Here is a 26,149-nt window from a genome sequence, read left to right on the forward strand (position 1 = left end):
TGAGCAGGACGAATCCCTACCGGAGGCGGGTAGCGCCGGCGGTCACCGTGTGCTGGGCGGTGATCACTCCGGTGCGTCGTGGTGGATGCGCCCCGGGTCCACACCCAGTTCCCGCAACGCGACACCGGTCGCGGCCAGCATGAGCGGCGGCCCGGCCAGGTACACCTCGTACCGCGACCACTCGCCGTAGGCCGCCACCGCGTCGGTGACCAGCCCGAACGGGTACGGTCCCGGATCGCCCTCGGCGACAACCGGGACGATCGTGATCCGTGGCGCCTGGCGGGAGAGCTCCATCAGCTCGTCGATATCGTAAAGCTCGCCGAGGTTGCGCACGCCCCAGAACAGCACCGCCTGCCGTGGGTCCTGGCTCGCGGCCAGGTGGGCGAGCATCGCCTTCATCGGCGCGACCCCGGTGTCCCCGGCGATCATCAGGATGCCCCGGCGCGGTTCGGCGGGCAGGCCCATGTCGCCCTCGGCGCGACCGACCCGGATCCGGTCACCGACCCGGGTCTCGTACACCAGGGTTCCGCTGACCCCGTTCTCCGTCTTGGCGCGGACGTGCAGTTCGATCTCGTCGTTCAGGAGCGGGCTGCCGGCCACCGAGTACGGCCGCTGGGCCCCCGGTACGCCGTCGACCTCGACCCGGACGTACTGCCCGGGCCGGTAGGGCAGCGGCAGGAACGGCCGCAGCCGGACCACGGCCAGGTCGGGCCGGCGCAGCTCGTGGCTGATCACCTCGGTGTCCCAGACGGTCGGCTGGTAGGCGACCAGCGTCCCGCCGTGCACCAGCCACTTGTAGATGTGCTGCCAGGCCCAGCGCCACGTCTGGTCGAACTCCTGCCGCCACTCGCCCGGTTCCATCCCGGCCCGCAGCGCTTCGGCGAGCGCCGCGCCGACCAGCCGCAGCTGGGTCCACTGCACGCCACACTCGGCGAGGGCGGCGCCCAGCCGCGCGCAGCCGGCCACCACGGCCGGCGGGTCGTCGATCCGCTGGACCAGCCAGGTGAGCGCCCGGCCGAGCTGTTCGCGCTGGGAATCCGTGGCGCCGGGCAGGCCGGCGAGCAGGTCCGGCTGGGCCTGGAGCAGCGCGTACCAGAGCCGCCCGGCCACCTCGTCGCTGCCGCCGGCGAGCGCCAGGCTGGTGCTGAGCAGCCGCTGGGTGTCGAGCAGCGCCGTGGTGTCGCCCGGCTCCATGCCGTCGGCGGACACGTTCTGCCGGGCGGTTCGGTACGCGAGGGGCGTACCGGCCTGATCGGTGTTCGCCGAGGGGAACTCGGTTCCGGGCGCGCCGATCGGGCGTACCTTCGGCACGCCCGGGACGTTGGGCACCGGGGGCGTCGGACCGGCGGGGTTGATCCCGCCGATGGGATTGACCCGATTGACCGGTACGCCGTAGGCGGCGCTCGCTCCGGCCCAGTCCGGCGCCCGTCCCCCGAGCCCGGAACGGCCCAGAACGGCGCCCTGGCCGCCCCGCCAGAGCAGCTCCGAGCCGGGACGCGGACCACCGCCCGCCCCAGCGCCGGTCGCCGCGCTCCCGGGCTGTCCGGCCGTCTCGCCGGCCGGACCGGTCCCGCCGCGCTGGGCGGCCCGTCCGATCCCTCCGGCGCCCGCCCCGCGCCGGCCCTCGTCGCCGACCGCGGACTCCTGGCCGGCAGCGGCGCCTCGCGCCGAGGGAGTGGTGACCGGATATCCGGTCGCGGACTCCGCCGGGTCCGGCTCGGGCTCGACCCTCTCGGTGGACATGTCGGTCAGCGCGGCAGCGGTGTCAGCGACGCCGGCGGCCGCCGCGTCGGGCGCGCTCTGGCGAAGCCGGATGGCCCGCAACAGGGCGAGCAGGTGTGGGTCTGATCCCTGACCAGACGTCAACTGACACCCCCCGAGTAGCGGAACGCAAGGACAGTACAACCGTACTTCCGCAGATGGAACGGCACTCGGTCAAGCCGCTGCCGGGACCGGCCCGCACCGGTCACCCGGTCCGGTCGGCACAATGCTGGTGTGCCAGCCATCGCCATCACCAGCCCCGACGACCCCCGCATCGGCGACTTCCGCGCGCTGACCGACCTCGAACTGCGTACCCGCTGGGAGCCGCCCAACGGCCTGTTCATCGCCGAGGGGGAGCTCGTCATCCACCGCGCCCTGCGCGCCGGCTATCAGATGCGCTCCGCACTCGTCGACGAGAAGCGCGCCGGCCAGCTCACCGGGCTGCCCGAGAGCGTTCCCCTCTACACGGCCGCCCCGCCGGTGCTGGAGTCGATCACCGGCTTCCACGTCCACCGCGGGATCCTCGCCTCCTTCCACCGCCGCCCGCTGCCGACCCTGGATCGGCTGCTGGCCGGCGCCCGGAATCTCGCCGTTCTCGAGGGCCTGAACACGCACACGAATCTCGGCGCGCTGTTCCGGAGCGCCGCCGCGCTCGGCATCGACGCCATCGTGCTCTCCCCCAACTGCGCGGACCCGCTCTACCGGCGTGCCGTGCGGGTCAGCATGGGCGAGGTCTTCGCCATCCCCTACACCAAGACCGACACGTGGCCGGAGCCGCTCGACGCCATCCGCGACGCCGGTTTCACCCTCCTGGCGATGACTCCCGCCCCGGACTCTGTCGCACTGCACCGACTCACCCCGGAGCAGCGGCGGCGTCCCGCGCTGCTGCTCGGCGCGGAGGGGCCCGGGCTGACCCCGGAGGCGTTGAAGGCCAGCGACGTGCGGGTCGCGATCCCGATGCACAACAACGTCGACTCCCTGAACGTCGCCACCGCCGCCGCCATCACCTTCTACGAGCTGACCCGGGATCCGGCCTCCTGATCAGTGCACGAGGTAGGTCAGGTGGGTGGCGTTGCCGGACGGCCGCACGTGCACCTGCCGCAGTCGCCGGAGCCGGCCGTCCCCGAAGAGCGGGGTGCCGGCGCCGAGCAGCACCGGCGCCAGGTGCAGCCGCAACTCGTCGACGAGGCCGGCGTCGAGCGCGCCACGGATGACCGCCGCGCCGCCCATGATCACCACGTCCCGGTCGCCGGCGATCGCCAGGCCCTTCGAGACGGCGCCGGCGACCCCGTCGACGACGAACGTCATCCGGTCGGCGAGACGCACCCGCGCCGGCGGCTGGCGGGTCACGACGAGCACCGGTGGCTCGGCGGCGCGGTCCGCCCCGTACCCCATCTCGTCGGTCCAGCCGTGCGGGCCGTCGACGATGTCGAACAGCCGCCGGCCCATGATCACCGCCCCGGTGGCGGCGACCGTGCTGTCCAGCACGTCGTGGTCGACCGGGTCGGGGTGCAGGGCCCAGGTGTGCAGCGCCTCCCCGCCGTCACCGAGGCCGTTCTCCAGCCCCGGGTTCGGACCGGTCACGAACCCGTCCAAGGAGATCGAGATGTCGGCGATCACGCGTGCCATGGCTGCCCCCTTGGAAAAGAATCCGTCGGGACAAGTCTTAGGCGCGCGGCACCAACCTGCCACCCGTCCAGGCCAGCCCCATCCCCGCCGCGAGCAGCAGCAACGCTCCGACCGTCGGCAACGGCTTGACCGCGTACGATCCCGCACCCAGCGCCACCGAGGCGAGCATCAGCAGCACCCCGTCGGCGGGGTTGACCAGCTTCGAGCGGAACACCGCCCAGCCGAGCAGCAGCATCCCGGCCCCGCAGATCGCGCAGGCCACTTCGACCAGAATCGGCACCTGCCCGGGCGCGATCGGGACCGCGTCGACGGCGGTCTCCTCGGGCAGTGCGGCCAGCGGCAGCAGCAGGGTGGCGCCGGCCAGGGTGACCAGCAGGCCGGACATCGCGACCCGCCGGGTCGGTGACCCGGCGAGCAGCCCGGCCAGGGCGATCAGGGCGATGGCGGCCAGCCAGCCGGCGAGCAGCCCGACCGGGAGCGGCCCGGGCGGGATGTTCACGCCCAGGGTGAGCCAGCCGTAGAGAACCGCGGCCGCGGGCAGGGCCCAGAGGGCCAGCCGGGCGAATCTCCGCACCGACCAGATCCAGACGGCATCCCGTACCGGAAGCAGGTAGTGGTCCGCGGACGAGCCGGCTGGGGCGGCGCCGACCCAGGCCGGGGCGACCCGCAGGGGCCGCCCGCTCGCGGTTTGACGCTGGCTGATGCTCATGGCTCCGCCTCGCTCGCAGGGGCAACACGCTCCAGCGGCGGGGGCGACCGTCGGAATCCGAGTCGAAGCATGCCAAACTTGCAGGAAGCCGTGAGCCTTATCTCACAAAATATTCGGAAAACGCAGACGGCTCGTCGCCGGAGCGACGAGCCGTCCCAAAAAGGTCAGACCTTGTCCGGCAGGCTGTCGGCGTCGGTCTCACCGATCGCCGCGGACGGCGGCACCGGCTGCCCGGCCGTCAGCGCGGCGGTGGTGTCCGGGTCGCCGGAGACCTGTGCCTCGGCCGCACGCACCTCGGCGTCCACCCGCTGCGCCTCGGCGGCCGCGGCCGCGGCCGCCTCCGCCGCCTCGCGCTCGACCTCGCCCGAGTCGACCCGCGGCGACGGGGTGTCGCCGACCATGTTCGCCAGGCCGCCGAGCGCGCCGCCCAGGCCCTCCAGGGCCTTGGTCAGCTCGGTCGGCACGATCCAGACCTTGTTGGCCGAGCCGTTCGCGATCTGCGGCAGCGACTGCAGGTACTGGTAGGCCAGCACCTTCTGCGACGGGTTCGCCTGGTGGATCGCGTCGAACACCGTGCGGATGGCCTTGGCCTGACCCTCGGCCTGCAGGATCCGGGACTGCCGGTCACCGTCGGCGCGCAGCACCGCGGCCTGCTTCTCACCCTCGGCGGTGAGGATCTGGGCCTGCTTGTGACCCTCGGCGTTGAGGATGGTGGCGCGGCGTTCCCGCTCGGCGCGCATCTGCTTCTCCATCGAGTCGCGGATGCTGGGCGGCGGCTCGATCGCCTTGATCTCCACCCGGGTGACCTTGATGCCCCAGCGGCCGGTGGTCTCGTCCAGCACCGTGGAGAGGTGCCGGTTGATCTCCTCGCGGCTGGTCAGCGCCCGCTCCAGGTCGAGCGAACCGATGACGTTACGCAGCGTGGTGACCGTGAGCTGCTCGATCGCCTGGAGGAAGTTGGCGATCTCGTAGGTGGCGCGAACCGGGTCGACCGCCTTGAAGTAGAGCACCGTGTCGATCGAGACGACCAGGTTGTCCGAGGTGATCACCGGCTGCGGCGGGAACGAGACCACCTGCTCCCGCATGTCCACCTTGCTGCGTACCGCGTCGACGAACGGGACCAGGATGTTCAACCCGGGGCTGAGGGTCCGCTTGAACTTGCCCAGCCGCTCGACGACGTCCATGCGCTGCTGCGGGACGATCCGGATGGACCGGGTGATGGTGATCACCGCGAAGAGCGCGATGACTATGACCAGGACAGCGATGACTGCTCCCATGGCGCCTCTCTATATGTACGTGATGGTGATGATTCTCAGACGTCGGGCAGATCGTCGTGCCAGACCAGAGCGGTAGCGCCGCGAACCTTGACGACCCGGACCCGCTGGCCGACCGTGAAGGTCTCCCGGCCGTCGAACGACCGGGCCTGCCAGATCTCGCCCTCGATCCGGATCTGGCCGTGGTCGGCGTTCACGTCCTCCAGCACGGTGCCGTGCTGACCCTCCATCGCCTCGATACCGAAGGGGGTGTCTCCGGTCTCCAGCGCGGGCCGGGCGTGCCGCATGATCACCGGCCGGACGGCGGTCACCGAAAGCCCGGAGACCAGGGCGAACACGATCACCTGCAGAAGCAGCGGTGCGCCGAGGGCAGCGGCCAGCGCCGCCGCCGCCGCGCCGGCCGCGAAGAAGATGATCAGAATGGTCGCGGTGAAGGCCTCGCCGATCGCCAGTGCGACAGCGAGGACGATCCAGAGTACGGCTTCCACATCAACGATCGTGTCACGTCCACGCACCCCCGGCGATCCCCAGGTCCGGCGTACCCGAATGCTGCTCGGACAGTTGACCCCATCAGTCGCACCGCAGGAGGAATGCCACCGTGACACTGCTTCCGGAGACCACCCGAAGGGTCGACGAGATCGCCGCCCGGGCACAGGCCCTCGGCCGGGTGCCGTCGCTCGCCCTGGCCGTGGTGCGCGACCGGGCGGTGCTGCACCTCGCCGGTGCCGGGGAGACCCCGAGACCGGACCCGAAGACCCAGTACCGGATCGGCTCGATCACCAAGACGATCACCGCGACGCTCCTGATGCAGCTGCGCGACGAGGGCTTCTTCGCCCTCGACGACCTGCTGTACCGGCACCTGCCGGGCACCCCGATCGGCGGGGTGACGCTGCGCCAGCTGCTCGGGCACGTCTCCGGCCTGCAGCGCGAGCCGGACGGCCCGTGGTGGGAGCGCAATCCCGGCGGCGACGTGGAGCAGCTGCTGGCCGGGCTGACGTACGAGAAGCTGACCGGCGCCCCGTTCCGCCGCTACCGTTACTCGAACCTCGCCTACGGCCTGCTCGGCGCCGTTGCCGGCCGGGTCACCGGGCAGAGCTGGGCGGAGCTGGTGACCAAGCGGATCCTGGACCCGCTGGGCATGAAGCGGACCAGCTACCTCCCGCTCGAGCCGTACGCCCGCGGTTACGTCGTGCACCAGCTCGGCGGCGCCCTGCACGAGGAGCCCCGCCCGGACACCGGCGCGATGGCGCCCGCCGGCCAGCTCTGGTCCACGGTCACCGACATGGCCAAGTGGGCCGGCTTCCTGGCCGATCCGGCGCCGGCCGTCGTCGCCCGGGACACGGTCGACGAGATGTGCAGCCCGGTGACGATCAGCGACCTCGAGTCCTGGACCGCCGCCCAGGGCCTCGGCCCGCAGCTGTTCCGCGTCGGCGAACGCGTCTACGTCGGCCACGGCGGATCGATGCCGGGCTACGTCGCCCACCTCGCGGTGCACCGCCGCAGCCGGATCGGTGTCGTCGTCTTCGCCAACGCCTACGGCCTGGCCGGCGACGACACCATCACGGATATCAGCCTGCGGACCCTGACCACGGTCCTGGACAGCGAGCCGTCCACCCCGCCGCCGGCCTGGCAGCCGCCCGCGCCGCCGCTAGGCGAGGCCGCCGAGCTCTGCGGCCGCTGGTGGTGGATGGGCCGCGAGTACCACCTCGCCCCGGACGGCGACACCCTGCTGATGACCGGCCCGCACCGCCGCCGCACGGTCTTCCGTCAGGAGACCCCGGGCCGCTGGCGCGGCACCGCCGGCACCGACGAGGGCGAGTTCCTGACGATCCTGCGATCCGCCGACGGCGAGATCTCCAAAATCGACATCGCGACGTTCGTCTACAGCCGGGACCCGGCCGACCTCGCTTGACCCAGAATCAAATTCCCTCGCCGGTACGACCTACGCCTCCCGCACCCAGGCCTCTCGGCCGAGCCCCGGCCCGATCGCGCCACCCCGCCCGCCCCACCACCCGCCCCCGCTCCGGGCTCCGACTCGGACTCCACCGTGAGGTCCTGCTCGGATCGGGCGGCGCGGTCGGGGCCGGGCGGGGTTCGGCGGTGTGTGGTCAGGCCGAGGGCGAGGCCGGCGGCGACCGTGGCGATGCCGAGCCAGACCAGCGGGCGCGGGGCGGGACCTCCGAGAGCCATCCCGGTGAGGGCCGCCGAGACCGGGGCGACACCGGTCAGCAGGCCCGCGCGGCCGGGCCCCAGCCGGGCGACGCAGGTGTACCAGAGCAGGAAGGCGACCGCCGTGACCGCCACCGCGAGGTAGGCCCCGGCCAGCACGTCGTCGAGGTGCAGCCGCAGGACCGCGGCCGGACCCTCGATGAGCACGCCGAACACCCCGAAGAGGACGGTGGCCAGCCACGTCGCGTGCACGGAGACCCCGAGCGGACCGTGCCGGCCCAGCACCGGGATCGCCAGCAGCGTGAACAGGGCCTCGCAGGCGAAGGTGACCACGGCCCAGAGCACGCCGGCGCCGTCGGCCCGGCCGAGGCCCTCGACGAGGATCGCACCGAGGGTGACCACGCCCGCCGCGAACAGGACCCGGGCGGCCGGGGCGTGGCCGGTGAGCCACGGGCCGCCGACCGCGAGCAGGATCGGGACGCAGGCCACGGCGACGCCGAGGACGGCCGGTTCGGCATGCCGGGCGCCGTGGACCAGGGCGATGTTGAAGACCAGCAGGCCGGCTCCGGTGACGCCGAGCAGCCAGAGCCACTCCCGGCCGCGCGGGCGGTGCAACGCGGTCCGGGTCCGGCGCGCCCAGGCGAGCAGGAGCAGGCAGGCGACCCCGTACCGGAGGGCCTGGACGGTGAGGTCGGGCGCGTCGGCGAGGTGGCCGGAGACGGCGACGCTGCCGCCGACCAGGACCATGCCGGTCCCGCCGGCGAGGATCGGAAACGCCTTCATGCGTCCCATGCTCGTAGCGGGTATGGTCCGGTTCGAGGACCAATCCCGGCGTGATGAGGTGAACCAATTCCCGGCACCGAACCCTCCCGGCCACCGGCGGGTGGGTCGGACTTCCTGCAGCTGCGGGCGGCGGAGGCGCCGGCCAAGGGGCTGACCGGCTGGCTGACCGACGGCTTGCGGAGCGCGATCATGGCGGGACGGCTCGCGCCGGGTGCGCGGCTGCCGGCGACCCGGCTGCTCGCCGCCGAGCTGGGCGTCTCCCGGGGCGTCGTGGTCCAGGCCTATCAGCGGCTTACCGACGAGGGGCTGGCGGATGCCCGGACCGGCTCCGGAACGGTCGTGGTCCAGGACGCGGCGGTCCCGCCGAGACCGGCCGCCGACCGGCGACGGACACTGCACGAGCTGCGGCTACCCCTCTCCACCCCGGACGGCATCGACCTGAACCTCTCCCCCGGCGTGCCGGACCTCGCCGCGTTCCCCCGGGCCGCCTGGCTGCGGGCGGAACGCGCGGTGCTGGACCGGGTGACCTCGGCCGACCTCGGGTACGGCGACCCGGGCGGCGCCCCGCGACTTCGCGCCGGGCTGGTCGCCTGGCTCGCCCGTACCCGCGGGGTCCGGGCCGACGCGGACGACGTCCTGGTCTGCGGCGGCGTCGCGCAAGGTCAGACGCTGCTCGCGCAGGTTCTCCGGGCCCGCGGCGAAGCCGCGGTGGCGGTCGAGGATCCAGGTTCGCGCGGCACCCGCGACCAGCTGGCCCATTGGGGCGTACGCACCGAGCCGGTCCCGGTCGACGAGAGCGGCCTGCTGGTCGGCCCGCTGCACGCGACGGGGCTGAACACCGTGCTGCTCACCCCCGCGCACCAGTTCCCGACCGGGGTGGTGCTGGCCCCGGATCGTCGCCGTGACCTGCTGGCCTGGGCGGCGGGCGAGCACCGGCTGGTGCTCGAGGACGACTACGACGCCGAGCACCGCTACGACCGGGCGCCGGTGGCCGCGATGCAGGGCTCCGCGCCGGAACGGGTCGCCTACCTGGGCAGTGTCTCCAAGTCACTGGCGCCCGGGATGCGGCTGGGCTGGCTGATCGCGCCCCGCGGGATGCAGGCCGAGCTGCTGGCCGCCAAGCACGCCAGCGACCTGGGCAGCTCCGCGCTGCCCCAGCTGGTGCTGGCGGAGTTGCTGGCGAGCGGCGACTACGAGCGGCACCTGCGGACGGTACGCACCCGGCAGCGGGCGCGACGGGACGCGCTGCTCGCGGGGTTGCGGGCCCACCTGCCGCAGGCCCGCGTCCGCGGCGTGGCGGCCGGCCTGCACCTGCTGGTCGAGCTGCCGGCCGGCACCGACGACGTGGCGTTCGCGGACCGGGTCCGCGAGACCGGCGTACTGGCCCATCCGCTCAGCTGGCACCGCCTGCTCCCCGGCCCTCCCGGCCTGATCCTGGGCTACGCCGCCCACTCCCCGGACCGCCTGACCGAAGCCGCCCACCGCATCGGTCGCGCCCTACAAACCTGAACCCCCACCACCACGCATCGCTCTAACCCACCACCACGCATCGCTCGAACCCCTGCCACGCATTGCTCTAACCCACGCCACGCATCGCTCGAACCCCCGCCACGCATTGCTCTAACCCACGCCACGCATTGCTCGAACCCCTGCCACCACGCATTGCGCCCGCCGATGTCGAGGGGGCCGAAAACGGCTAGCGAAGCGTGGTCGTTTTCGGCCCCCTCGACATCGGCCGCCAAGGGCGCAATGCCCGCGAGCCGAAGGCGAGCCAAACTAAACAGTTACGTGGTCGATGAGGCGCTCCACGGAATTGATGAGTGGGGTTTCGACGTCTTTGTAGGAGTTGACGGAGGCGAGGACGCGGCGCCACATGTCCGCGGTGTCGCGGACGCCGACGGCCGCGCACACCCCCTCCTTCCAGGGGCGTCCCGGCGGAATGACCGGCCACTTCCGCAGGCCCACCCGCTCCGGCCGGACCGCCTGCCAGATGTCGACGTACGGATGCCCGGTGATCAGCACGTCCGGGTGGTCGACCGACGCCACGATCCGGCTCTCCTTGGAGCCCGGCACCAGGTGGTCGACGAGCACGCCGAGGCGGCGCCGCGGGCCCGGCCGGAAGTCCCGGACCGTGGCCGCGAGGTCGTCGATGCCGTCGAGGGGCTCCACCACCACGCCCTCGATCCGCAGGTCGTCGCCCCAGATCCGCTCGACCAGGGCGGCGTCGTGGATGCCCTCCACCCAGATCCGCCCGGCCCGGGCCACCCGCGCGGTCACCCCGTCGACCGCGATCGACCCGGAGGCGGTGATCTTCCGCTGCGCCGGCGCCGCCACCGGAGCCGGTCGCCGCAGTGTGACCGGCCGCCCGTCGAGCAGGAACGCGGCCGGCGCGAGCGGGAAGTTGCGGCGTTTGCCGTGCCGGTCCTCCAGCACCACCGCGCCGAGCTCGAAACCGGTCACCGAGCCGCAGAAACCGGAGTCGGCGTCCTCGACGACCAGGCCCGGCTCGGCGTCCACCTCCGGAGTCACTTTTCGCCGGCGCCAGTTGCCGGAAAGCACGTCCTCCCCATACATGACCCGCACGGTAGTCCGTCCTTTCGGACACGCCGGGGTGACGCTCCGAGTCGAGACAAGGTTCCGCAACGGCACGTACCCTTGCTCGCATGTCACCCGCAGCAGATGCGGCCACCCGCACCGCATACCGGTCCACCCGATTCGTGGCCTGGGTGCGGGCCTGGCGCGCCGGGCTGGTCCCGTTCGACGACCTGGCCGACGAGATCGCCGAGGACGAGGAGCACCTCGTCGCCGACGCCCCGGGCACCTGGACCGACGTGCCGCTCGGGCAGGGCCTGCCGATCTTCGCGAAGCTGCGCCCGGACGACATCCACCTCGTGCTGCCGGTCCCCGGCGACCCCCGCGGCCTGCCGGGCCCGGGCCCGCTGACCGGCGCGGCGCTGCTGGCCGGTGAGGCGGTGATCACACCGGAGTTCGGTCTGGTGCCGGAGGTGCGCCGGCACACGTCCGGCTCCGGGGTGGAGTTCGAGACCGTGGTGTGGCAGGCGCTGCCCGCGCCGGAGCACCGGCCGGGCTTCCAGATCGACGCGGCCGAGGCCGAGTCGCAGCTGACCGCGGCGCTCGCCGAGGCCACCACCCGGCTCACCAAACTGGACGTTGCACAGTGGAAGCCGGAGCTGGCCGGCGCGTTGCAGGCGCTGCGCCGCCCGGAGAGCACGGCCACCCTGCCGCCCGGTTTCGACCCGCGGTCGCGGCGGCTGTTCGCCCGGGCCATCGTGCTCGACCAGGTCCTCGCCCTGGCCGGGTCGAACGCGCCGGGCGGCGCCGTCAACGGCTTCGAGGCGCGGCAACGTGACGAGGCGCTGCGCCCGTTGACCGCGGCGTGCCGGCAGGCGCTGGTCGCCGCCTGCAACGCGCCGCTGCACGCGTGACGGCGTTCCCCGTGGCCCAGGACCGGCACGCGCACTGCACGTACTGCGGGGCCCGGTTCGTCCCGGGGCAGCCGTGGCCGCGCCGGTGCGGCGCCTGCGGCGAGACGATGTACCGCAATCCCACCCCGGTCGCGGTGGCCATCCAGCCGATCGGTTCCGGCCTGCTGGTGGTGCGGCGTGGCATCCCGCCGGCGCAGGGCCGGCTCGCCCTGCCCGGCGGCTTCATCGAGTTCGGCGAGACGTGGCAGGCCGGCGCGGTGCGGGAACTGGGCGAGGAGACCGGTCTGAAGGCCGACGCCGCCGAGGTGCGCCATTTCGACACGATCAGCGCCCCGGACGGGACCCTGCTCATCTTCGGGCTGCTGCCCCGGCTCGCCGACGCCGCGGGACTGCCCACCACGCCGCCGCCGGCCGAGGCGCTCGGGCTGGAAGTGATCTACGGGCCGGTCGAGCTGGGCTTCAGCCTGCACACCCGGGTCGCGAACCGCTGGTTCGAGCTCAGTCGATCAGGTCGGCACTGACCAGTTCGTCCAGGAGCAGGCGGATGGCCGGGGCGCAGTGCGGGGCGTCGGCGGAGGTGAACCAGGCCAGCTCGGCGATCTCGTTGGCCGCGGCCGGAGTGGCGTCCGACTTGCCGGTGAAGCAGACCAGGCGGACCCGGGTGCCCGGCGGGCGGTTGTGCGCGGGGGCTTCGATCGTACGGAATAATCGCAGGTCAGAAGCCCGAAGCGCGATGCCAACCTCCTCCTCGGACTCCCGCGCGGCGGCCTCGGCGTGCGTCTCCCCGGCCTCGGGCTTGCCGCCGGGCAGGTAGAAAGCGTCCGAGTTGTGCGCGCGGACGACCAGCACCCGCCGATCCCGCACGCACACCCAAGCGGCGGCGACGACCTCCGGGACCACGCCCGGCGTCCCGCCGTTGAAGGCGGTCATGCGAGCACGAACGGGGCGCCGGACTCGAAGCGCGCCAGGTCCTCAAGGGTGCGCCGGGTGTTCGGCCCGGTCGTCTCGGGCAGCGCGTCGACCGGGTAGAACCCGGCGTCGATGGTCTCGTCCGTCTCCCGTAACAGCTCGCCGGACCACGAGTCGGCCCGGCAGGCGAGCGTGATGTGCTGGTACGGCTGCCCATACGCGCTGGTACTCAACTGCTCCCCCGAGTAGATCGCGAACGGGGTGACCCCGTGCACGGTCAGCCCGGTCTCCTCAAACACCTCACGGATCGCGCACTCACGCAGCGTCTGCCGCAGCTCCATGGTGCCGGCGGGCAGCGCCCACCGGCCGTTGTCACTGCGCCGGATCAGCAACACCCGGCCAACGGAGTCGCGCAGCACGGCGCGTGCCCCGACGGTCATCAGCACCCGGCCGGGGCCGACCGAGCCGCGCAACTGACCGAGGTAGGACTCCTCCCACGCCGGCACGCGGTCAGATCTCGTCGATCAGGTCGGCGACCGAGTTGACGATGCGGGACGGGCGGTACGGGTACGTCTCGCTCTCCATCCGGCTGCTGATGCCGGTCAGCACCAGGATCGTCTCCAGCCCCGCCTCGAGACCGCACAGCACGTCGGTGTCCATCCGGTCGCCGATCATCGCGGTGCTCTCGCTGTGCGCGCCGATCGCGTTCAGGGCGGAGCGCATCATCATCGGGTTCGGCTTGCCGACGAAGTACGGCTTCACCCCGGTCGCCTGGGAGATCATCGCGGCCACCGAACCGGCCGCCGGGAGCAGGCCCTCGTTCGACGGGCCGGTGGCGTCCGGGTTGGTGCAGATGAACCGGGAGCCGGCGTTGATCAGCCGGATCGCCTTGGTGATCGCCTCGAAGCTGTAGGTGCGGGTCTCGCCGAGCACCACGTAGTCCGGATCGAATTCGGTCAGCACGTAGCCGGACGCGTGCATCGCCGTGGTCAGGCCGGCCTCCCCGATCACGTACGCCGTACCGCCCGGCCGCTGGTCGGCCAGGAACTGCGCGGTGGCCAGCGCGGCCGTCCAGATCGAGCGCTCGTCCACCTCGAAGCCCATCCGGGTGAGGCGGGCCTGCAGGTCACGCGGGGTGTAGATGGAGTTGTTGGTGAGGATCAGGAACGGCTTGCCGGACGCCTTCATCCGGTTCACGAACTCGGGTGCGCCCGGGACCGGCTCGCCCTCGTGGACGAGCACGCCGTCCATGTCGGTGAGCCAGCTCTCGATCGGCTTGCGGTCCTTCATTGGGTGGCTCCAGGTCGCTTCGCAGGGGGGCAGCAGTCCGTCGGGCAGACGTCCCAGGTCGGGAGCGTACCGAGCCCGGTGTGCGGTTGATCACCCAGCCGTTCGGCCACGAGCTCGCGCACCATGGCGACGAACCGCGGGTGGGTGCCGGGGGTGGCCGCCCGGGCGTAACCGAGCCCGAGCCGCGCGGCGGTGTCCTTCGCCTCGTTGTCCAGGTCCCAGATCACCTCGAGGTGGTCGGAGACGAAACCGATCGGGCTGACCACTACGTCGGTGACGCCCTTCTCGGCGAGCGCCGCCAGGTGGTCGTTGACGTCCGGCTCCAGCCACGGGACCTGCGGCGGGCCGGAGCGGCTCTGCCAGACCAGGTCGTGGTCGAGGTCGTCGGCGGCCCGGGCCCGCACCAGCCGGGCGGTCTCCTCGAGCTGGGCGGTGTAGCGGCCGCCGGCCGGCCCCGCGGTGCGGGCCATGCTGACCGGGACGGAGTGCGCGGTGAAGACGATCCGGGTGGTGGCGCGGCGGGCCGGGTCGAGGGTGGCCAGCGCGGCGCGGACCGCCTCGGCGTGCGGCTCGACGAAGCCGGGATGGTCGTGGAACTGCCGCAGTTTGCTGATCTGCGGCGCTTTCGGGCCGACGTGCCGGCGGGCCGCGGCGATGTCCTCCCAGTACTGCCGGCAGGACGAGTAGCCGCCGTACGCGCTGGTCGCGAAGCCGAGCGCGTGCTCGACACCGTCGTCGCGCATCCGGGCGACGGTGTCGGCGAGCATCGGGTGCCAGTTGCGGTTGCCCCAGTACGTGGGCAGGCCGATGCCGTGCGCGGCGAACTCGGCGTCCACGGCGGCGAGCAGGTCGCGGCACTGCTGGTTGATCGGGGAGACCCCGCCGAAGTGCATGTAGTGCTCACGCACCTCGGCGAGGCGCTCGTCCGGTACGCCACGCCCGCGCACCACGTTGCGCAGGAACGGCATCACGTCATCGGGTTTCTCAGGCCCGCCGAAGGAGAGCAGGACGAACGCGTCGTAAACCACCCGCCCATCCTGCCACCGGACGGGCTAGCGGCAGCGTCGCAACCCGTCCGGTGTCAGCGCCGTCACGCGGCGATCGCGTGGTAGCCCCCGTCGACGTGCACCATCTCACCCGTGGTCGCCGGGAACCAGTCGGACAGCAGGGCGCAGACCGCCCGCGCGGTCGGCTCCGGGTCGGTCAGGTTCCAGCCGAGCGGCGCCCGCTGCGTCCAGGCGTCCTCGAAGTCGCTGAAGCCCGGGATCGACTTCGCCGCCATGGTGCGCAGCGGCCCGGCCGACACGATGTTGCTGCGGATCCCGTGCTTGCCGAGATACATGGCGAGGTAGCGGGACGCCGACTCGAGCCCGGCCTTGGCGACACCCATCCAGTCGTACAGCGGGTACGCCTTGGTCGCGTCGAAGGTCATCCCGACGATCGAACCGCCGTGGTCCATCATCGGGAGGCAGGCCGTGGCCAGCGACTTGTACGAGTAGGTCGACACGTGCAGCGCCTGGGCGACGTCCTCCCACGGCGTCTCCAGGAAGGTGCCGCCGAGGGCGCTCTGCGGAGCGAAGCCGATGGAGTGGACAACGCCGTCCAACCCGTCGACGTGCTCACGGACCCGGGAGGTCAGCGAATCCAGGTGCTCCTGGTTGGTCACGTCCAATTCGATGACCGGCGCGGGCTCGGGGAGCCGCTTGGCGATCCGCTCCACCAGCGAGAGCCGGCCGAAACCGGTCAGCACGACGGTGGCGCCGTTCTCCTGCGCGAGCTTCGCCACCGAGAAGGCGATCGAGGCGTCGGTGATGACGCCGGTGACGAGCAGCCGTTTGCCGGCCAGCAGTCCAGACAACATTCTCTCCTGAAAAAGTTCTCGGAAAATCAGTGCCCCATGCCGAGGCCCCCGTCGACGGGGAGCACGGCGCCCGAGATGTACGCCGCACTGTCGCTCGCCAGGAAGGTCACCGCCGCGGCGACCTCGTCGGGAGTGGCGAGACGACCGGCCGGGACGGCCTTGATGATCTCGGCCTTGCGCGACTCGGGCAAGACGTCGGTCATCTCGGTCTCGATGAAGCCGGGCGCCACCACGTTCGCCGTGATGTTCCGGGTGCCCAGCTCCCGCGTGATGCTACGGGCCATGCCGACCAGGCCCGCCTTCGACGCGGCGTAGTTCACCTGGCCGGGTCCGCCGTACAGGCCGACGACCGACGAGATGAAAATCAACCGGCCCCACTTGGCGCGCAGCATCTTGCCGCTGGCGCGCTTGGCGACCCGGAACGCCCCGGTCAGGTTCGTGTCCAGGACCCGCTCGAACTGCTCCTCGGACATCCGCAGCAGCAGCGTGTCGTCGGTGATGCCGGCGTTGGCGACGAGGACCTCGACCGGGCCGAGCTCCTTCTCCACCTGGCTGAAAGCCGCGTCGACCGCGTCGCTGTCCGTGATGTCGCACTGCACGCCGAACAGACCTTCGGGCGCGCCCGAGCCGCGGTGGGTGATCGCCACCCGGTCGCCCTGCTTTTCGAACGCCCGGGCGATGGCCAGGCCGATCCCGCGGTTTCCGCCGGTCACCAACACGGTGCGAGGCACAGCGCACTCCTTCGAGAGGTACGGGTCATACCCTGGTAGGGGGTACCGCAGGGTCACGACAGCGCCCTCTCGGCGCCTTACCCTGCTGGGGATGGAGACTACTGGCCCCGGGCGGCAAAACGGCGTAATGGGGCCGTTGCTTCAGTTGGCGTACGGTCGGGAGAAGATCCGCCCGGCCGCCCGCGGCAGATTCCGGTACGTGCTGCCTCCGATCGTGCTTGCGCTGGTCGGCCTCGGCTTTGTCGCGTTCGAGGTCATCACCGACCTGCGGGACGTGAGGCCCCTGCTGGCCGGGGTCATCGCCGCCGGGTCGGTGCTGCCGGTCGCGGTGGCGTACCGGTGGCCGGTGGCGGCCTGGCGGCTCATGTTCCCGATGCTCTTCCTCGGCGTGGCCGGCGCTGTGCCCGACGAGAGCTGGCCGTGGAACACCGTGCAGATAGTCGGCGCGCTCCTGGTGCTCGGCCGGCTGGCCGCAGTCAGTGAGTCGATGGTCACGATCTGGGCAACGATCCTGACCCTCGTTCCGGTGTTCCTGTTCGCACCGGACGCCAACGCGTGGGGCGCGGGGATGCTGGTCGTGGCGATCGCGGCGCTCGGCGACATCGTCTCCCGCCGCCGCCGCACCCGGGAGCTGCTCGCCGAGCAGTCCGAGATCAACGAGCTGGAGCGGGCCAAGCGGGCCGTGCTGGAGGAACGCACCCGGATCGCCCGGGAGATGCACGACGTGGTGGCGCACCACATGTCGATGATCGCGGTGCAGGCGGAGACCGCGCCGTACCGGCTGGCCGGGCTGCCGGACGGGGCGAGGAACGAGCTGGCCGAGATCGCCGGGGCGGCCCGGGCGGCACTGACCGACATGCGCCGGCTGCTCGGGGTGCTGCGTGCGGAGGGCCAGGACGCGGAACGCGTGCCACAGCCCGGGTACGGGCAGATCGCCGAGTTGGTGGCCGCTACCCGGCGGGCCGGCCTGCCGGTCGTCGACGAGCTGTCGGAGCTGGACGAGATCGGCGAGGCGGCCGGGCTCGCGGCGTACCGGATAGTGCAGGAGGCCCTGGCCAACGCGGCCCAGCACGCGCCGGGCGGCCCGGTGCGGTTGCGCGCTCGCGCCACCGGCGATCGCTTGGAGCTGTGCGTTCGCAACAAGCTGACGACCACGCCGGATCCGGGCCGCAGACCCGGCCACGGATTGATCGGGATGCATGAGAGGGTGGCGCTGCTCGGCGGTGAGCTGACGGCCGGGCCGGACGGCGCCGGCCACTACGAGGTGCTGGCCCGGATTCCCCTGCAGCCGGAGGCTCGATGATCAGGGTGTTGATCGCGGACGATCAGGCGATGGTCCGGCAGGGCTTCGCCGCGCTGCTCGCCGCGCAGCCCGACCTGCTGGTGGTCGGCGACGCGGCGGACGGCGCGGCCGCGATCACGGCGGCCCGCGCCCTGCAGCCGGACGTCGTGCTGATGGATGTGCGGATGCCGGTGATGGACGGCCTGGAGGCCACCCGCCGGCTGGCCGGCGACGCTCAGTCCGGCGGCCCCAGAATCCTCATCCTGACGACCTTCGACCTCGACGACTACGTGTACGAGGCGCTCCGCGCCGGTGCCAGCGGCTTCCTGCTCAAGGACGCCCCGGCCGCCGACCTGGTGCGCGCGGTCCGCGTGGTGGCGGCCGGTGAGGCGCTGCTCGCCCCGTCGGTGACGCGCCGGCTGATCGCCGAGTTCGCCGCCCGCCCACGCCGGGGCCAGCCCCGGCCGGCGGCGCTGAGCACGCTCACGCCGCGGGAGACCGAGGTGCTGCGGCTGATCGCGCGCGGCCGGTCGAACCAGGAGATCGCCGCCGACCTGGTGGTGGCCGAGCAGACGGTGAAGACGCACGTCGGGCGGATCCTGACGAAGCTCGCGCTGCGCGATCGGGCGCAGGCGGTCGTATTCTCGTATGAGAGCGGCCTGGTCGCGGCGGGCGAGTGATCCACCCGGGTGACGCGCCGGGGTGTTCCGCGCCACCTGGGGGGAACCTGAGTTTCTTAAGTGGCGCTTAAGTAGTACAGTCCTGCACGGTTCCCGAGCCCGACGACTTTGCGGAGGTGATCGCTGTGCGAGATAGCGATCCTCCTAGTCGTGGCCGGGACGCTCGTCAGCGTTTCTGACCGCTGACCAGATCTCCCACCCGTTCCCACCGGTTCCCTGCCGCTCGCGGCGGAGCCGGTCGTGTCGTGTGCGCCGCGACACCCGGGGGCGGGCATGGCCGCGACGTGACCTGCGCACCGCAGATTTCGCTCAGTCACGACGCGGAAGGTGGCTCCACCATGAAGAACCTCATCGCACCCCTCGGCTTCACCGTCCTGTCCGCCTGGGTCGTGCTCCTCTTCGTTCTGACCTCGCACAACAGCTAGAGCACAGCCGGCGGTCAGGGCAACCGCGAGGTCCACAGCAGACTGGCGGCGGCACCGAGCAGGCCCAGCAGCAGCGCGGTCGCCGCGTACCACTGCGTCACCTCGCGCGGCTCCGTCCGGTGCCCGATCGAGCTGCCCATGTCCTCGTAGACGTTCTTCAGCTCGCTGACCGAGGCCGCCTCATAGAAGTGGCCTGTCGTCCGGTCCGCCAGCTCCTGCAGCGAGAGCCGGTCCACCGGCACCCGCTGGAGCTGGCCACGGATGTCGACGACGCCCGTGTCGGTGCCGAACGCGATCGTGCTGACCGGCACGTTCGCTCCGGACGCCGCGGCCGCCGCGTCCTCGATCGACCGGCCGGACGTCCGGTAGCCGTCGGAGAGCAGCACGATCCGGGCCGGCGGCGCGCCGTCCGCGCCGTCCGACGGCACCGAGCGGATCGCGTCCAGCGAGGTGAACACGGCCTCACCGGTCGCGGTCGCCTCGGCCAGGGTCAGCGCGTCGATCCCGGCCAGCACCTCGGCCCGGTCCTTGGTCGGCGCGACCAGCACGTTCGCCGCCTTCGCGAACGACACCAGGCCCAGGTTGTAGGTGGGCGGCAGCTCGTTGACGAACGCCTTCGCCGCCTCCTGCGCGGCCTCGATCCGGCTCGGCGCCACGTCGTCGGCCTGCATCGACAGCGACACGTCGATCGCCAGCATCACGGTGGCCCGTTCGAGCGGCTGCTCGGTGTCGACCGAGGGCCGCGCGGTGGAGAACGCCAGCGCCGCCATCATCAGCAGGAACGCGGCCGCCGACACGTGCTTGCGCCAGCCCAGGCCCCGCGGGGCGAGGGTACGCAACAGGTCGACGTTGGTGAAGCGCATCGCGTACGACCGCTTGTGGAACTGCCGCCACACGTAGGCGCCGGCGACGGCGAGGACCGGCAGCAGCGTGAGCAGCCACCACGGAGCCAGGAAGCGGATCATCGAGTGGTCCCCCGGGTGCGTGCGTGTCGTTGGGCGGCCACGAAACGGACGATGTCCAGCAGCCAGTCGGTGTCGGTGCGCAGCCGCAGGTGGGAGGCGCCGGCCGCGCGCAGCGCGCGAGCGATCGTGGCCCGCTGCTCACCGGCGGCGGCCGCGTAGCGCTCGCGTAGCGCCGGGTCGGCGGTCTGCACCTCGTGCAGCTCACCGGACTCCGGGTCGGTCAGCGTCAGCACGCCGACGTCGGGCAGCTCCAGCTCGCGCGGGTCGACCACCTCGATGGCCAGCACGTCGTGCCGGACGCCGAGCTTGCGCACCGGCCGCGACCAGTTCTCCGCCGGAGCCAGGAAGTCGGAGATGATCACGGCGACCCCGCGCCGCCGGGGCGGCCGGTTCAGCAGGTCGATCAGGGCGCCCAGGTCGGTGCGCCCGGGCCGGATCCTGGTCCGGGCGATCGCCCGGAGCAGACCCTGCGCCTCCTTCCGGCCCGGCCGGGCCGGCATCCGGACCACCGACGGGCCGGGCGCGTCCGTCCCGGCCGCCGTCGCCGCCCGGCGCTTGAAGAGACCACGCAGGGAATTGCTCTCCGGTACGGCGGAGCCGGTGCCCACCACCGCCCCGATCCGGTTGCCGCCCCGCGCCGTCAGGTGGGTGACCGCGGTCGCCGCGGCGATCACCAGATCGCGCTTGAGCCACTTCGCGGTCCCGAAGTCGAGACTGGCCGACAGGTCGATCGCCATCCACGTCTCCAGCTCCCGGTCGGCGACCGTGCGCCGCACGTGCGGGAGCGTGGTGCGGGCGGTGACCGGCCAGTCCATCCGGCGCACGTCGTCGCCGGGACGGTACTCCCGGGACTCGCCGGCCTCGGTGCCCGGACCGGGCAGCAGGCCCACGTAGTCGCCCTGGAGCAGGCCGTCCAGTTTCCGGGTGACCAGCAACTGCAGGCGGGCGAGCACGGCCTCGGCCCGCGCCGCCTCCTCCGGCGGCGCCTGCGCCGTGCCGAGCGGTCGACTCATGCGATCACCTCCGCCGCACCGAGGTGACCGATTCGCTCGCAGGCGGGCTCATGCCGGTCCGCACCGAGCCAACCGATTCGCTCGCAAGCTCGCTCATGCCTGGCCGGGCCAGCCGGGGCCGTTCGGCGGGAACTGCGAGCCGGCGACGTTCGCCGGGTACGGCATCCCGGCGGGCACCCCGCTGGTCGGGTGGGCGCCGTTCGGCGCGGGCGGGTGCTGGCTCCCGTTCGGCGAGGTGCCCTGCCGGGCGGCGACCGACGGCATCGGCACAGCCTGCATGATCCGGGCGACGATGTGGTCGGCCGGGATGTCGTCGGCGAGCGCGTCGTAGCTGAGGACGAGGCGGTGCCGCAGGATGTCCGGCGCGACGTCCTGCAGATCCTGCGGGAGCGCGTAGTCACGGCCGCGGAGCAGGGCCAGGGCCCGGGTGGCGCGGACGATGCCGAGCGAGGCGCGGGGGCTGGCGCCGTACTGGATCAGCTGGGCGACGTCGGGCATGCCGTGCTGCGCCGGCGCGCGGGTGGCCAGCACCAGCCGGACGGTGTAGTCGACCAGCGCGTTGTGCACGAAGACCTGGTCGGCGCGGCGCTGCAGGGCGAGCAGGTCGGCCGGGGTGAAGATCTGCTTGGGCTCGGGCGGGCTGACCCCCATCCGGTACACGATCTCGCGTTCCTCGGCGTCCGTCGGGTACCCCACGACGATCTTCATGAGGAAGCGGTCACGCTGCGCCTCGGGCAGCGGGTAGACACCCTCCTGCTCGATCGGGTTCTGCGTGGCCATCACCAGGAACGGGTCGGGCACCTCGTAGCTCTTGCCGCCGATCGACACCTGGTGCTCGGCCATCACCTCGAGCAGCGCCGACTGCACCTTGGCCGGCGCCCGGTTGATCTCGTCGGCGAGCAGGAAGTTGACGAAGACCGGGCCGAGCTCGACGTCGAACTGCTCGCTGGACTGCCGGTAGATCCGGGTGCCGACGATGTCGGCCGGGACCAGGTCGGGCGTGAACTGCACCCGGGAGAAGGTGCCCCCGACCACTTTGGCCATGGTCTCCACCGCGAGGGTCTTGGCCACGCCGGGCACGCCCTCCAGCAGGCAGTGACCGCGGGCCAGCAGCGCCACGAACATCCGCTCGACCATCCGGTCCTGGCCGACGATGACCCGCTTGACCTCGAACATGGCTCGTTCGAGCTGCGACGCGTCGTGCGCCGGCGGGACCGCCGTCACCGGGCCGGCCTCGGTCTCGGGCGTGCTGGGCTGCGCCACCAGTCCTCCACAACGGTCGTGATGCGCCGGCTCGGATGCCGACGCTCAAGACTTACATGACAGACAACTACATACGGCTGAGAGGTTCCTAGGAGCATAGAGACCCCCGGTGTCACCTGACCGTCACCATCATCCGCACCACGGATGATCGCCGCAGCCCAGGGCGCCATCGGCCGAAGATGTTGATCTTTCTGCGCGATACGCCGGAACGGGCACGCTCACCGGGTGGATACGTAAGTCTTTGAACCGTGTAGCATTTACCTCGTCGCCGGGCGGCTTCCCCCGTGGCCGCCCGGCGCTAAACCTCTTTTATTTCTCCCAAGTCGTTTCCTTTATGTTGGTCGGCATGGTTGAGGAACTCCACCCGCAGTGCTCCGCCAAGGGCTGTCGCGCGTCCGCTGCCTGGCAATTGCTCTGGAACAATCCAAAGCTGCACACGCCGGAATACCGCAAGACCTGGCTGGCCTGCGACGAACATCGGCTGTCCCTGGGCGCGTTCCTGGAAGCGCGCTCGTTCCTGAAGGAAGTGACGCCTTTCGTGTCGTCGGAAGACGCCGGAGTCTCCTAGGCTCTCTAGATGTGAGCGATCCTTCCGTGCCCACCGCCGTCGATGCCCTGCAACCTTGGCCGGACACGGTTCAATGGCATCCGGTCTCCCGCAAGTTGATCACTGTGGAGCTGATCGGGCTCGCCATCTGGCAGGGGATCCTGGTGATCGGCCTCGGCGTCGGCTGGCTGATCGGCCGCCAGTGGGGCTGGCTCGCCGGGATCGCCGCGGTGCTGCTGCTCGGGCTGTGGCGCGCGACGGTCGCGGTCCGCGCCGTGCGCGCCTGGGGCTATGCCGAACGCGACAACGACCTGCTGGTCCGGCACGGCCTGGTGATCCGCCGGCTCTCCATCGTCCCGTACGCCCGGATGCAGTTCGTGGACGTCACCGCCGGCCCGATCGAGCGGGCGTTCGGGCTGGCCACCGTGCAACTGCACACCGCCGCCGCGGCCAGCGACGCCCAGGTGCCCGGCCTGCCGCCGGAGGAGGCGGCCCGGCTGCGCGACCGGCTCACCGCCCTCGGCGAGGACCGGGCCGAGGGCCTGTGACCGCCACCGAGACGCCTGGACAGCCCGGACAGCCCGGCCGGCACGAGAGCGCCGAAGGGACCGGGCGGCAACGGCTGCACCCGCTCAGCCCGCTGTTGCACGGCGCCAAGAGCCTCTTCGTCATCGTCGCGGCACTCTCCTGGCAGACCCTGAACCAGCTCGGCCCGGTCCACTTCGGGATCGTGGTGCTGGTCCTCGCGGTCGGCGCGCTGATCTTCTCGTTGATCAGCTGGTGGAACACCGGCTATCAGGTGGTGGCCCGCGAGCTGCGGATCAATGAGGGGCTGGTGTGGCGCCGCCACCGCGCCATCCCGCTCGACCGGCTGCAGTCGGTGGAGCTGCGCCGGCCGCTGCTCGCCCAGCTGACCGGTCTGGCCGAGCTGCGGCTCGAGGTGGTCGGCGGGAGCAAGACCGAGGCGCCGCTCGCCTACCTGAGCGTGCGGGAGGCCGCGGCGCTGCGGGAGCGTCTGCTGGACCTCTCCGGTCGTACCCCCGAATCGGCGGTCGCGCCCAGCGCGGACCCGGCGGCCGGGACGCCCGGCGCCGCACCGCTCTTCTCGGTCCGCAACCGCGAGCTGCTGATCAGCCAGCTGCTCACCCCGCAGGCGTTCCTGCTGCCGATCGGCGTGGCCTGGGTGATCACCCAGTTCGTGATGGAGGGCTCGTGGACCTTCATCGGGATCGCCAGCACGGTCACCGCGATGGCCGGGGTGCTGCTCCAGCCGATCCGCCGGGTGCTGCGGGACTGGAGCTTCCGGCTGGCCCGCGACCCGGGCGGACGGCTGCTGCTGCGCTACGGCCTGACCGAGACGCGCAGCCAGGTGGTGCCGCTGCACCGGGTGCAGGCGGTCCGGATCACCTGGCCGTTCCTCTGGCGCCTCAACGGCTGGCTCTACCTCCAGCTCGACGTCGCCGGGTACGACGCGCCGGAGCACGGCAACGACACCGGCTCGGACCGGCTGCTGCCGGTCGGCGACCAGCACGCGGCCCGATTCCTGATCGGCACGGTGCTGCCCGGCGTCGACCTGACGACCCTGGCCACGTCACCGCCGCCGGAGCGGGTGCGCTGGCTGCATCCGATCGGGCTGCGGTTCCTGGGCGCCGGGCTTTACCCGGACGTGCTGGTCACCCGGGAGGGCCGGGTGTCACGGGAGATGACCCTGGTGCCGTACGCGCGGCTGCAGAGCGTCCGGGTGACGCAGGGTCCACTTCAGCGGCTGCTCCGCCTCGCCACCGTCTACGCGGACGCGGCCGGCGGGCGATCCGCGGTGGCCCGGGACCGGGACGTGGCGGAGGCCTGGGCGCTCGCGGACGAGCTGGTTCGCCGGGCCCGGCGGGCCCGGCGGGTGCCGCCGTCGTCCGCACCGGCCGCCGATCCGCCGCCCGCGGCACCGGCCGAGCCCGGTCAACCCGACGACGACCCATTCTGGCAGCGGCCCGCGCGGGCCTAAGGTGTGAGAATGGAGCTCCCGGAGTTCGCTCCCGGCCTCAACGCCCGGGTCGAGTTGACGGTCACCGATTCCGACACCGCCCAGTCCGTCGGTTCCGGGGACGTGCCGGTGCTGGCCACACCCCGGGTGCTCGCGCTCGCCGAGGCCGCCACGGTGGCCGCCACCGCGCGGCACATCCCCGGCGGGATCACCACGGTGGGCACCCTGGCCGAGGTGCGGCACCGGATGCCGACGCCGGTCGGCCGGCGGGTGGTCGCGCACGCCACACTGGCCAAGATGGACGGGCGCAAGCTGCTCTTCGACGTCGTCGTCCGGGACGGGGAAACCGTGGTGGCCGAGGTCCGCGTCGAGCGTGCCCTGGTCGACCGGCGCGACTTCATCGCCCGCGCGCTCGGGGCCTAGAGCTCGCCCCACCGGGCGGCGAGCTCGGCCGGGGTGGGCATCGCCGTCGCGCCACCCTGGCGTTCACAGACCAGGCCGGCGACCGCGAGGGCGTAACGGACGTACTCCCGCCAGCCGGTCAGGCCGGCCGGACGGCCGTCGGCCAGCAGGCGACGGACCAGCGCGCTCATCACCGAGTCGCCGGCACCGGTCGCGTCGATCGCGTCGACCACCGGCGCCGGCAGGGTGGCCTCGCCGTCCGCCGCGGCCACGTGCGCGCCCCGCGCGCCGCGGGTCACCACGACCGTGCCGGCACCGAGCGCGCGGATCCGCCCGGCCGCGGCGGCCGGATCGCTGTCGCCGTAGAGCAGCTCGGCGTCGACCGAGCTCAGCTTGACCAGGTCGGCCGTGGCGAAGAACTCCTCGACCAGGGTCCGCAGGGCGGCCAGCGCGGCGTCGTCGGGCAGCAGCCGGGGCCGGACGTTCGGATCGAAGACGCGGAAGCCGCCGAAGCCGGCCCAGGCCGCGCGGGCGGCCGCCCGGAACGGCTCGCGGAGCAGGCAGATCGAGCCGGTGTAGAGCACCTCGGCGCCGGCCAGGACGCCGTGGTCCAGGTCGGCGGGGCGCAGCAGGGCGTACGAGGGTGGCTCGCCGTAGAACGTGAACGCCGGCTCGGCGCCCTCGAACGTGGTGACCGCCAGCGTGGTGGGGGCGTCGACCCGGCGTACGCCCTTGTCACCGACGCCGGCCTCGCTCAGGAAGGCGGCGATCCGGTCGCCGAGCACGTCGGTGCCGAGCGAGCCGGCGTACTCCACCCGGCCGCCCAGCCGCGCCACGCCGACGGCGACGTTGAGCGGCGCGCCGCCGATCGCCTGGCGGTAGATCAGCTCACCGCCCAGGTCGGCCTCGAGGAGGTCGATCAGCGCCTCGCCCAGCACCACCGCGTAGCTCATACCGCTCCCTCTCGAATCCCACCCGACACCCGGAACGCCCGTATTCCACACCAGGTTTCAGCCTCGCGCGCCGAACCGG

General features: G+C 72.4%; 29 protein-coding genes. 12 read left to right on the forward strand and 17 right to left on the reverse strand.

The features are described 5' to 3' along the window. Positions 1–63: 63 nt before the first annotated feature. A complete protein-coding gene (locus CHC09_RS06980; RefSeq protein ID WP_239138181.1) occupies positions 64–1,866 on the reverse strand; it encodes an FAD-binding oxidoreductase in 1,803 nt (600 codons plus the stop codon). Between the two features lie 129 nt (positions 1,867–1,995). Here CHC09_RS06980 and CHC09_RS06985 point away from each other — a divergent pair, with 129 nt between their 5' ends. Beyond that, positions 1,996–2,802 (forward strand): TrmH family RNA methyltransferase, encoded by an 807-nt coding sequence (locus CHC09_RS06985; RefSeq protein WP_089292147.1) that lies wholly within the window; start codon positions 1,996–1,998, stop codon positions 2,800–2,802. Here CHC09_RS06985 and CHC09_RS06990 read toward each other — a convergent pair whose 3' ends face one another. The 4 genes from CHC09_RS06990 to CHC09_RS07005 all read right to left on the reverse strand — a co-directional run bounded on the left by CHC09_RS06990 (position 2,803) and on the right by CHC09_RS07005 (position 5,861). Next, a complete protein-coding gene (locus CHC09_RS06990; protein ID WP_089292148.1) occupies positions 2,803–3,390 on the reverse strand; it encodes a dihydrofolate reductase family protein in 588 nt (195 codons plus the stop codon). 37 nt (positions 3,391–3,427) lie between these two features. Beyond that, on the reverse strand, positions 3,428–4,099 hold the full coding sequence (locus tag CHC09_RS06995) for a hypothetical protein (protein WP_089292149.1): 672 nt from the start codon (positions 4,097–4,099) through the stop codon (positions 3,428–3,430). A 164-nt stretch (positions 4,100–4,263) separates the two neighbouring features. Further along, positions 4,264–5,376 carry an SPFH domain-containing protein gene (locus tag CHC09_RS07000; protein ID WP_089292150.1) on the reverse strand — a complete coding sequence of 371 codons (1,113 nt, stop codon included), beginning with the start codon at positions 5,374–5,376 and terminating at the stop codon, positions 4,264–4,266. Positions 5,377–5,411: 35 nt separating this feature from the next. After that, positions 5,412–5,861 (reverse strand): NfeD family protein, encoded by a 450-nt coding sequence (locus CHC09_RS07005; RefSeq protein ID WP_089292151.1) that lies wholly within the window; start codon positions 5,859–5,861, stop codon positions 5,412–5,414. Positions 5,862–5,971: 110 nt separating this feature from the next. On the opposite strand from CHC09_RS07005, the gene CHC09_RS07010 reads away from it, so the two are divergent. Next, on the forward strand, positions 5,972–7,285 hold the full coding sequence (locus CHC09_RS07010) for a serine hydrolase domain-containing protein (RefSeq protein ID WP_089292152.1): 1,314 nt from the start codon (positions 5,972–5,974) through the stop codon (positions 7,283–7,285). Here the strand turns inward: CHC09_RS07010 and CHC09_RS07015 are convergent. Beyond that, entirely contained in the window at positions 7,255–8,325 is a 1,071-nt protein-coding gene (locus CHC09_RS07015; RefSeq protein ID WP_239138180.1) for a DMT family transporter, read from the reverse strand. The genes CHC09_RS07010 and CHC09_RS07015 overlap by 31 nt on opposite strands. A 162-nt stretch (positions 8,326–8,487) precedes the next feature. Between CHC09_RS07015 and pdxR the strand changes: the two genes are divergently transcribed. Beyond that, positions 8,488–9,834, forward strand: a complete 1,347-nt coding sequence (gene pdxR / locus CHC09_RS07020; protein WP_280523921.1) for a MocR-like pyridoxine biosynthesis transcription factor PdxR — start codon at positions 8,488–8,490, stop codon at positions 9,832–9,834. Positions 9,835–10,101: 267 nt separating this feature from the next. On the opposite strand, the gene CHC09_RS07025 is transcribed toward pdxR, so the two are convergent. Then, positions 10,102–10,899 (reverse strand): DUF3097 domain-containing protein, encoded by a 798-nt coding sequence (locus tag CHC09_RS07025; protein WP_089292627.1) that lies wholly within the window; start codon positions 10,897–10,899, stop codon positions 10,102–10,104. A gap of 89 nt (positions 10,900–10,988) precedes the next feature. Between CHC09_RS07025 and CHC09_RS07030 the strand changes: the two genes are divergently transcribed. Both CHC09_RS07030 and CHC09_RS07035 read left to right on the forward strand, forming a co-directional pair. Further along, a complete protein-coding gene (locus CHC09_RS07030) occupies positions 10,989–11,771 on the forward strand; it encodes a hypothetical protein (RefSeq protein WP_089292154.1) in 783 nt (260 codons plus the stop codon). Continuing rightward, positions 11,768–12,292 carry an NUDIX domain-containing protein gene (locus tag CHC09_RS07035; RefSeq protein ID WP_239138178.1) on the forward strand — a complete coding sequence of 175 codons (525 nt, stop codon included), beginning with the start codon at positions 11,768–11,770 and terminating at the stop codon, positions 12,290–12,292. The genes CHC09_RS07030 and CHC09_RS07035 overlap by 4 nt, the downstream gene beginning before the upstream one ends. Here the strand turns inward: CHC09_RS07035 and CHC09_RS07040 are convergent. From CHC09_RS07040 to CHC09_RS07065, 6 genes are all read right to left on the reverse strand, one after another. Next, a complete protein-coding gene (locus tag CHC09_RS07040; RefSeq protein ID WP_089292156.1) occupies positions 12,270–12,701 on the reverse strand; it encodes an NUDIX hydrolase in 432 nt (143 codons plus the stop codon). The genes CHC09_RS07035 and CHC09_RS07040 overlap by 23 nt on opposite strands. Next, positions 12,698–13,186 carry an NUDIX domain-containing protein gene (locus CHC09_RS07045; protein WP_089292157.1) on the reverse strand — a complete coding sequence of 163 codons (489 nt, stop codon included), beginning with the start codon at positions 13,184–13,186 and terminating at the stop codon, positions 12,698–12,700. Before CHC09_RS07045 ends, CHC09_RS07040 begins: the two co-directional genes overlap by 4 nt. A 4-nt stretch (positions 13,187–13,190) precedes the next feature. Continuing rightward, positions 13,191–14,027, reverse strand: a complete 837-nt coding sequence (locus CHC09_RS07050) for an HAD-IIA family hydrolase (protein WP_373871894.1) — start codon at positions 14,025–14,027, stop codon at positions 13,191–13,193. Next, positions 13,967–14,998, reverse strand: a complete 1,032-nt coding sequence (locus tag CHC09_RS07055) for a ferrochelatase (RefSeq protein ID WP_089292159.1) — start codon at positions 14,996–14,998, stop codon at positions 13,967–13,969. The genes CHC09_RS07050 and CHC09_RS07055 overlap by 61 nt, the downstream gene beginning before the upstream one ends. Positions 14,999–15,060: 62 nt before the next feature. Then, positions 15,061–15,828: an enoyl-ACP reductase FabI gene (gene fabI, locus CHC09_RS07060; protein ID WP_089292628.1), complete on the reverse strand. Its 768-nt coding sequence runs from the start codon at positions 15,826–15,828 to the stop codon at positions 15,061–15,063. A 29-nt stretch (positions 15,829–15,857) separates the two neighbouring features. Next, positions 15,858–16,562 (reverse strand): beta-ketoacyl-ACP reductase, encoded by a 705-nt coding sequence (locus CHC09_RS07065; RefSeq protein WP_089292160.1) that lies wholly within the window; start codon positions 16,560–16,562, stop codon positions 15,858–15,860. A 127-nt stretch (positions 16,563–16,689) separates the two neighbouring features. On the opposite strand from CHC09_RS07065, the gene CHC09_RS07070 reads away from it, so the two are divergent. The 3 genes from CHC09_RS07070 to CHC09_RS46150 all read left to right on the forward strand — a co-directional run bounded on the left by CHC09_RS07070 (position 16,690) and on the right by CHC09_RS46150 (position 18,949). Beyond that, entirely contained in the window at positions 16,690–17,865 is a 1,176-nt protein-coding gene (locus CHC09_RS07070) for a sensor histidine kinase (RefSeq protein WP_089292161.1), read from the forward strand. After that, positions 17,862–18,524: a response regulator gene (locus CHC09_RS07075; protein ID WP_089292162.1), complete on the forward strand. Its 663-nt coding sequence runs from the start codon at positions 17,862–17,864 to the stop codon at positions 18,522–18,524. The genes CHC09_RS07070 and CHC09_RS07075 overlap by 4 nt, the downstream gene beginning before the upstream one ends. A 284-nt stretch (positions 18,525–18,808) precedes the next feature. Next, complete coding sequence (locus CHC09_RS46150) at positions 18,809–18,949, forward strand: hypothetical protein (RefSeq protein ID WP_179276970.1); 141 nt, start codon at positions 18,809–18,811, stop codon at positions 18,947–18,949. Between the two features lie 14 nt (positions 18,950–18,963). On the opposite strand, the gene CHC09_RS07080 is transcribed toward CHC09_RS46150, so the two are convergent. The 3 genes from CHC09_RS07080 to CHC09_RS07090 form a co-directional block, all read right to left on the reverse strand. After that, on the reverse strand, positions 18,964–19,914 hold the full coding sequence (locus CHC09_RS07080) for a VWA domain-containing protein (protein ID WP_089292163.1): 951 nt from the start codon (positions 19,912–19,914) through the stop codon (positions 18,964–18,966). Then, the gene (locus tag CHC09_RS07085) at positions 19,911–20,927 is read right to left on the reverse strand and encodes a DUF58 domain-containing protein (protein WP_089292164.1); all 1,017 of its coding nucleotides are present in this window, start codon (positions 20,925–20,927) and stop codon (positions 19,911–19,913) included. The genes CHC09_RS07080 and CHC09_RS07085 overlap by 4 nt, the downstream gene beginning before the upstream one ends. A 93-nt stretch (positions 20,928–21,020) precedes the next feature. Continuing rightward, entirely contained in the window at positions 21,021–22,190 is a 1,170-nt protein-coding gene (locus tag CHC09_RS07090; RefSeq protein WP_089292165.1) for an AAA family ATPase, read from the reverse strand. 346 nt (positions 22,191–22,536) lie between these two features. Between CHC09_RS07090 and CHC09_RS07095 the strand changes: the two genes are divergently transcribed. From CHC09_RS07095 to CHC09_RS07110, 4 genes are read left to right on the forward strand one after another with little or no spacing between them, the layout of a single operon-like run. Further along, positions 22,537–22,758: a hypothetical protein gene (locus CHC09_RS07095; RefSeq protein ID WP_239138177.1), complete on the forward strand. Its 222-nt coding sequence runs from the start codon at positions 22,537–22,539 to the stop codon at positions 22,756–22,758. An 11-nt stretch (positions 22,759–22,769) separates the two neighbouring features. Next, positions 22,770–23,285, forward strand: coding sequence for a PH domain-containing protein (locus CHC09_RS07100; protein ID WP_089292167.1), 516 nt, complete (start codon positions 22,770–22,772; stop codon positions 23,283–23,285). Beyond that, complete coding sequence (locus CHC09_RS07105) at positions 23,282–24,736, forward strand: PH domain-containing protein (protein ID WP_089292168.1); 1,455 nt, start codon at positions 23,282–23,284, stop codon at positions 24,734–24,736. Before CHC09_RS07100 ends, CHC09_RS07105 begins: the two co-directional genes overlap by 4 nt. A 9-nt stretch (positions 24,737–24,745) precedes the next feature. Continuing rightward, positions 24,746–25,138, forward strand: coding sequence for a thioesterase family protein (locus CHC09_RS07110; RefSeq protein ID WP_089292169.1), 393 nt, complete (start codon positions 24,746–24,748; stop codon positions 25,136–25,138). Here CHC09_RS07110 and CHC09_RS07115 read toward each other — a convergent pair. Continuing rightward, entirely contained in the window at positions 25,135–26,070 is a 936-nt protein-coding gene (locus tag CHC09_RS07115; protein WP_089292170.1) for a carbohydrate kinase family protein, read from the reverse strand. The two genes, CHC09_RS07110 and CHC09_RS07115, sit on opposite strands and share 4 nt — an antisense overlap. Positions 26,071–26,149 lie beyond the last annotated feature (79 nt).

Origin of the sequence: Actinoplanes regularis (genome assembly GCF_900188005.1) — a bacterium.
Classification (GTDB): domain Bacteria; phylum Actinomycetota; class Actinomycetes; order Mycobacteriales; family Micromonosporaceae; genus Actinoplanes; species Actinoplanes regularis.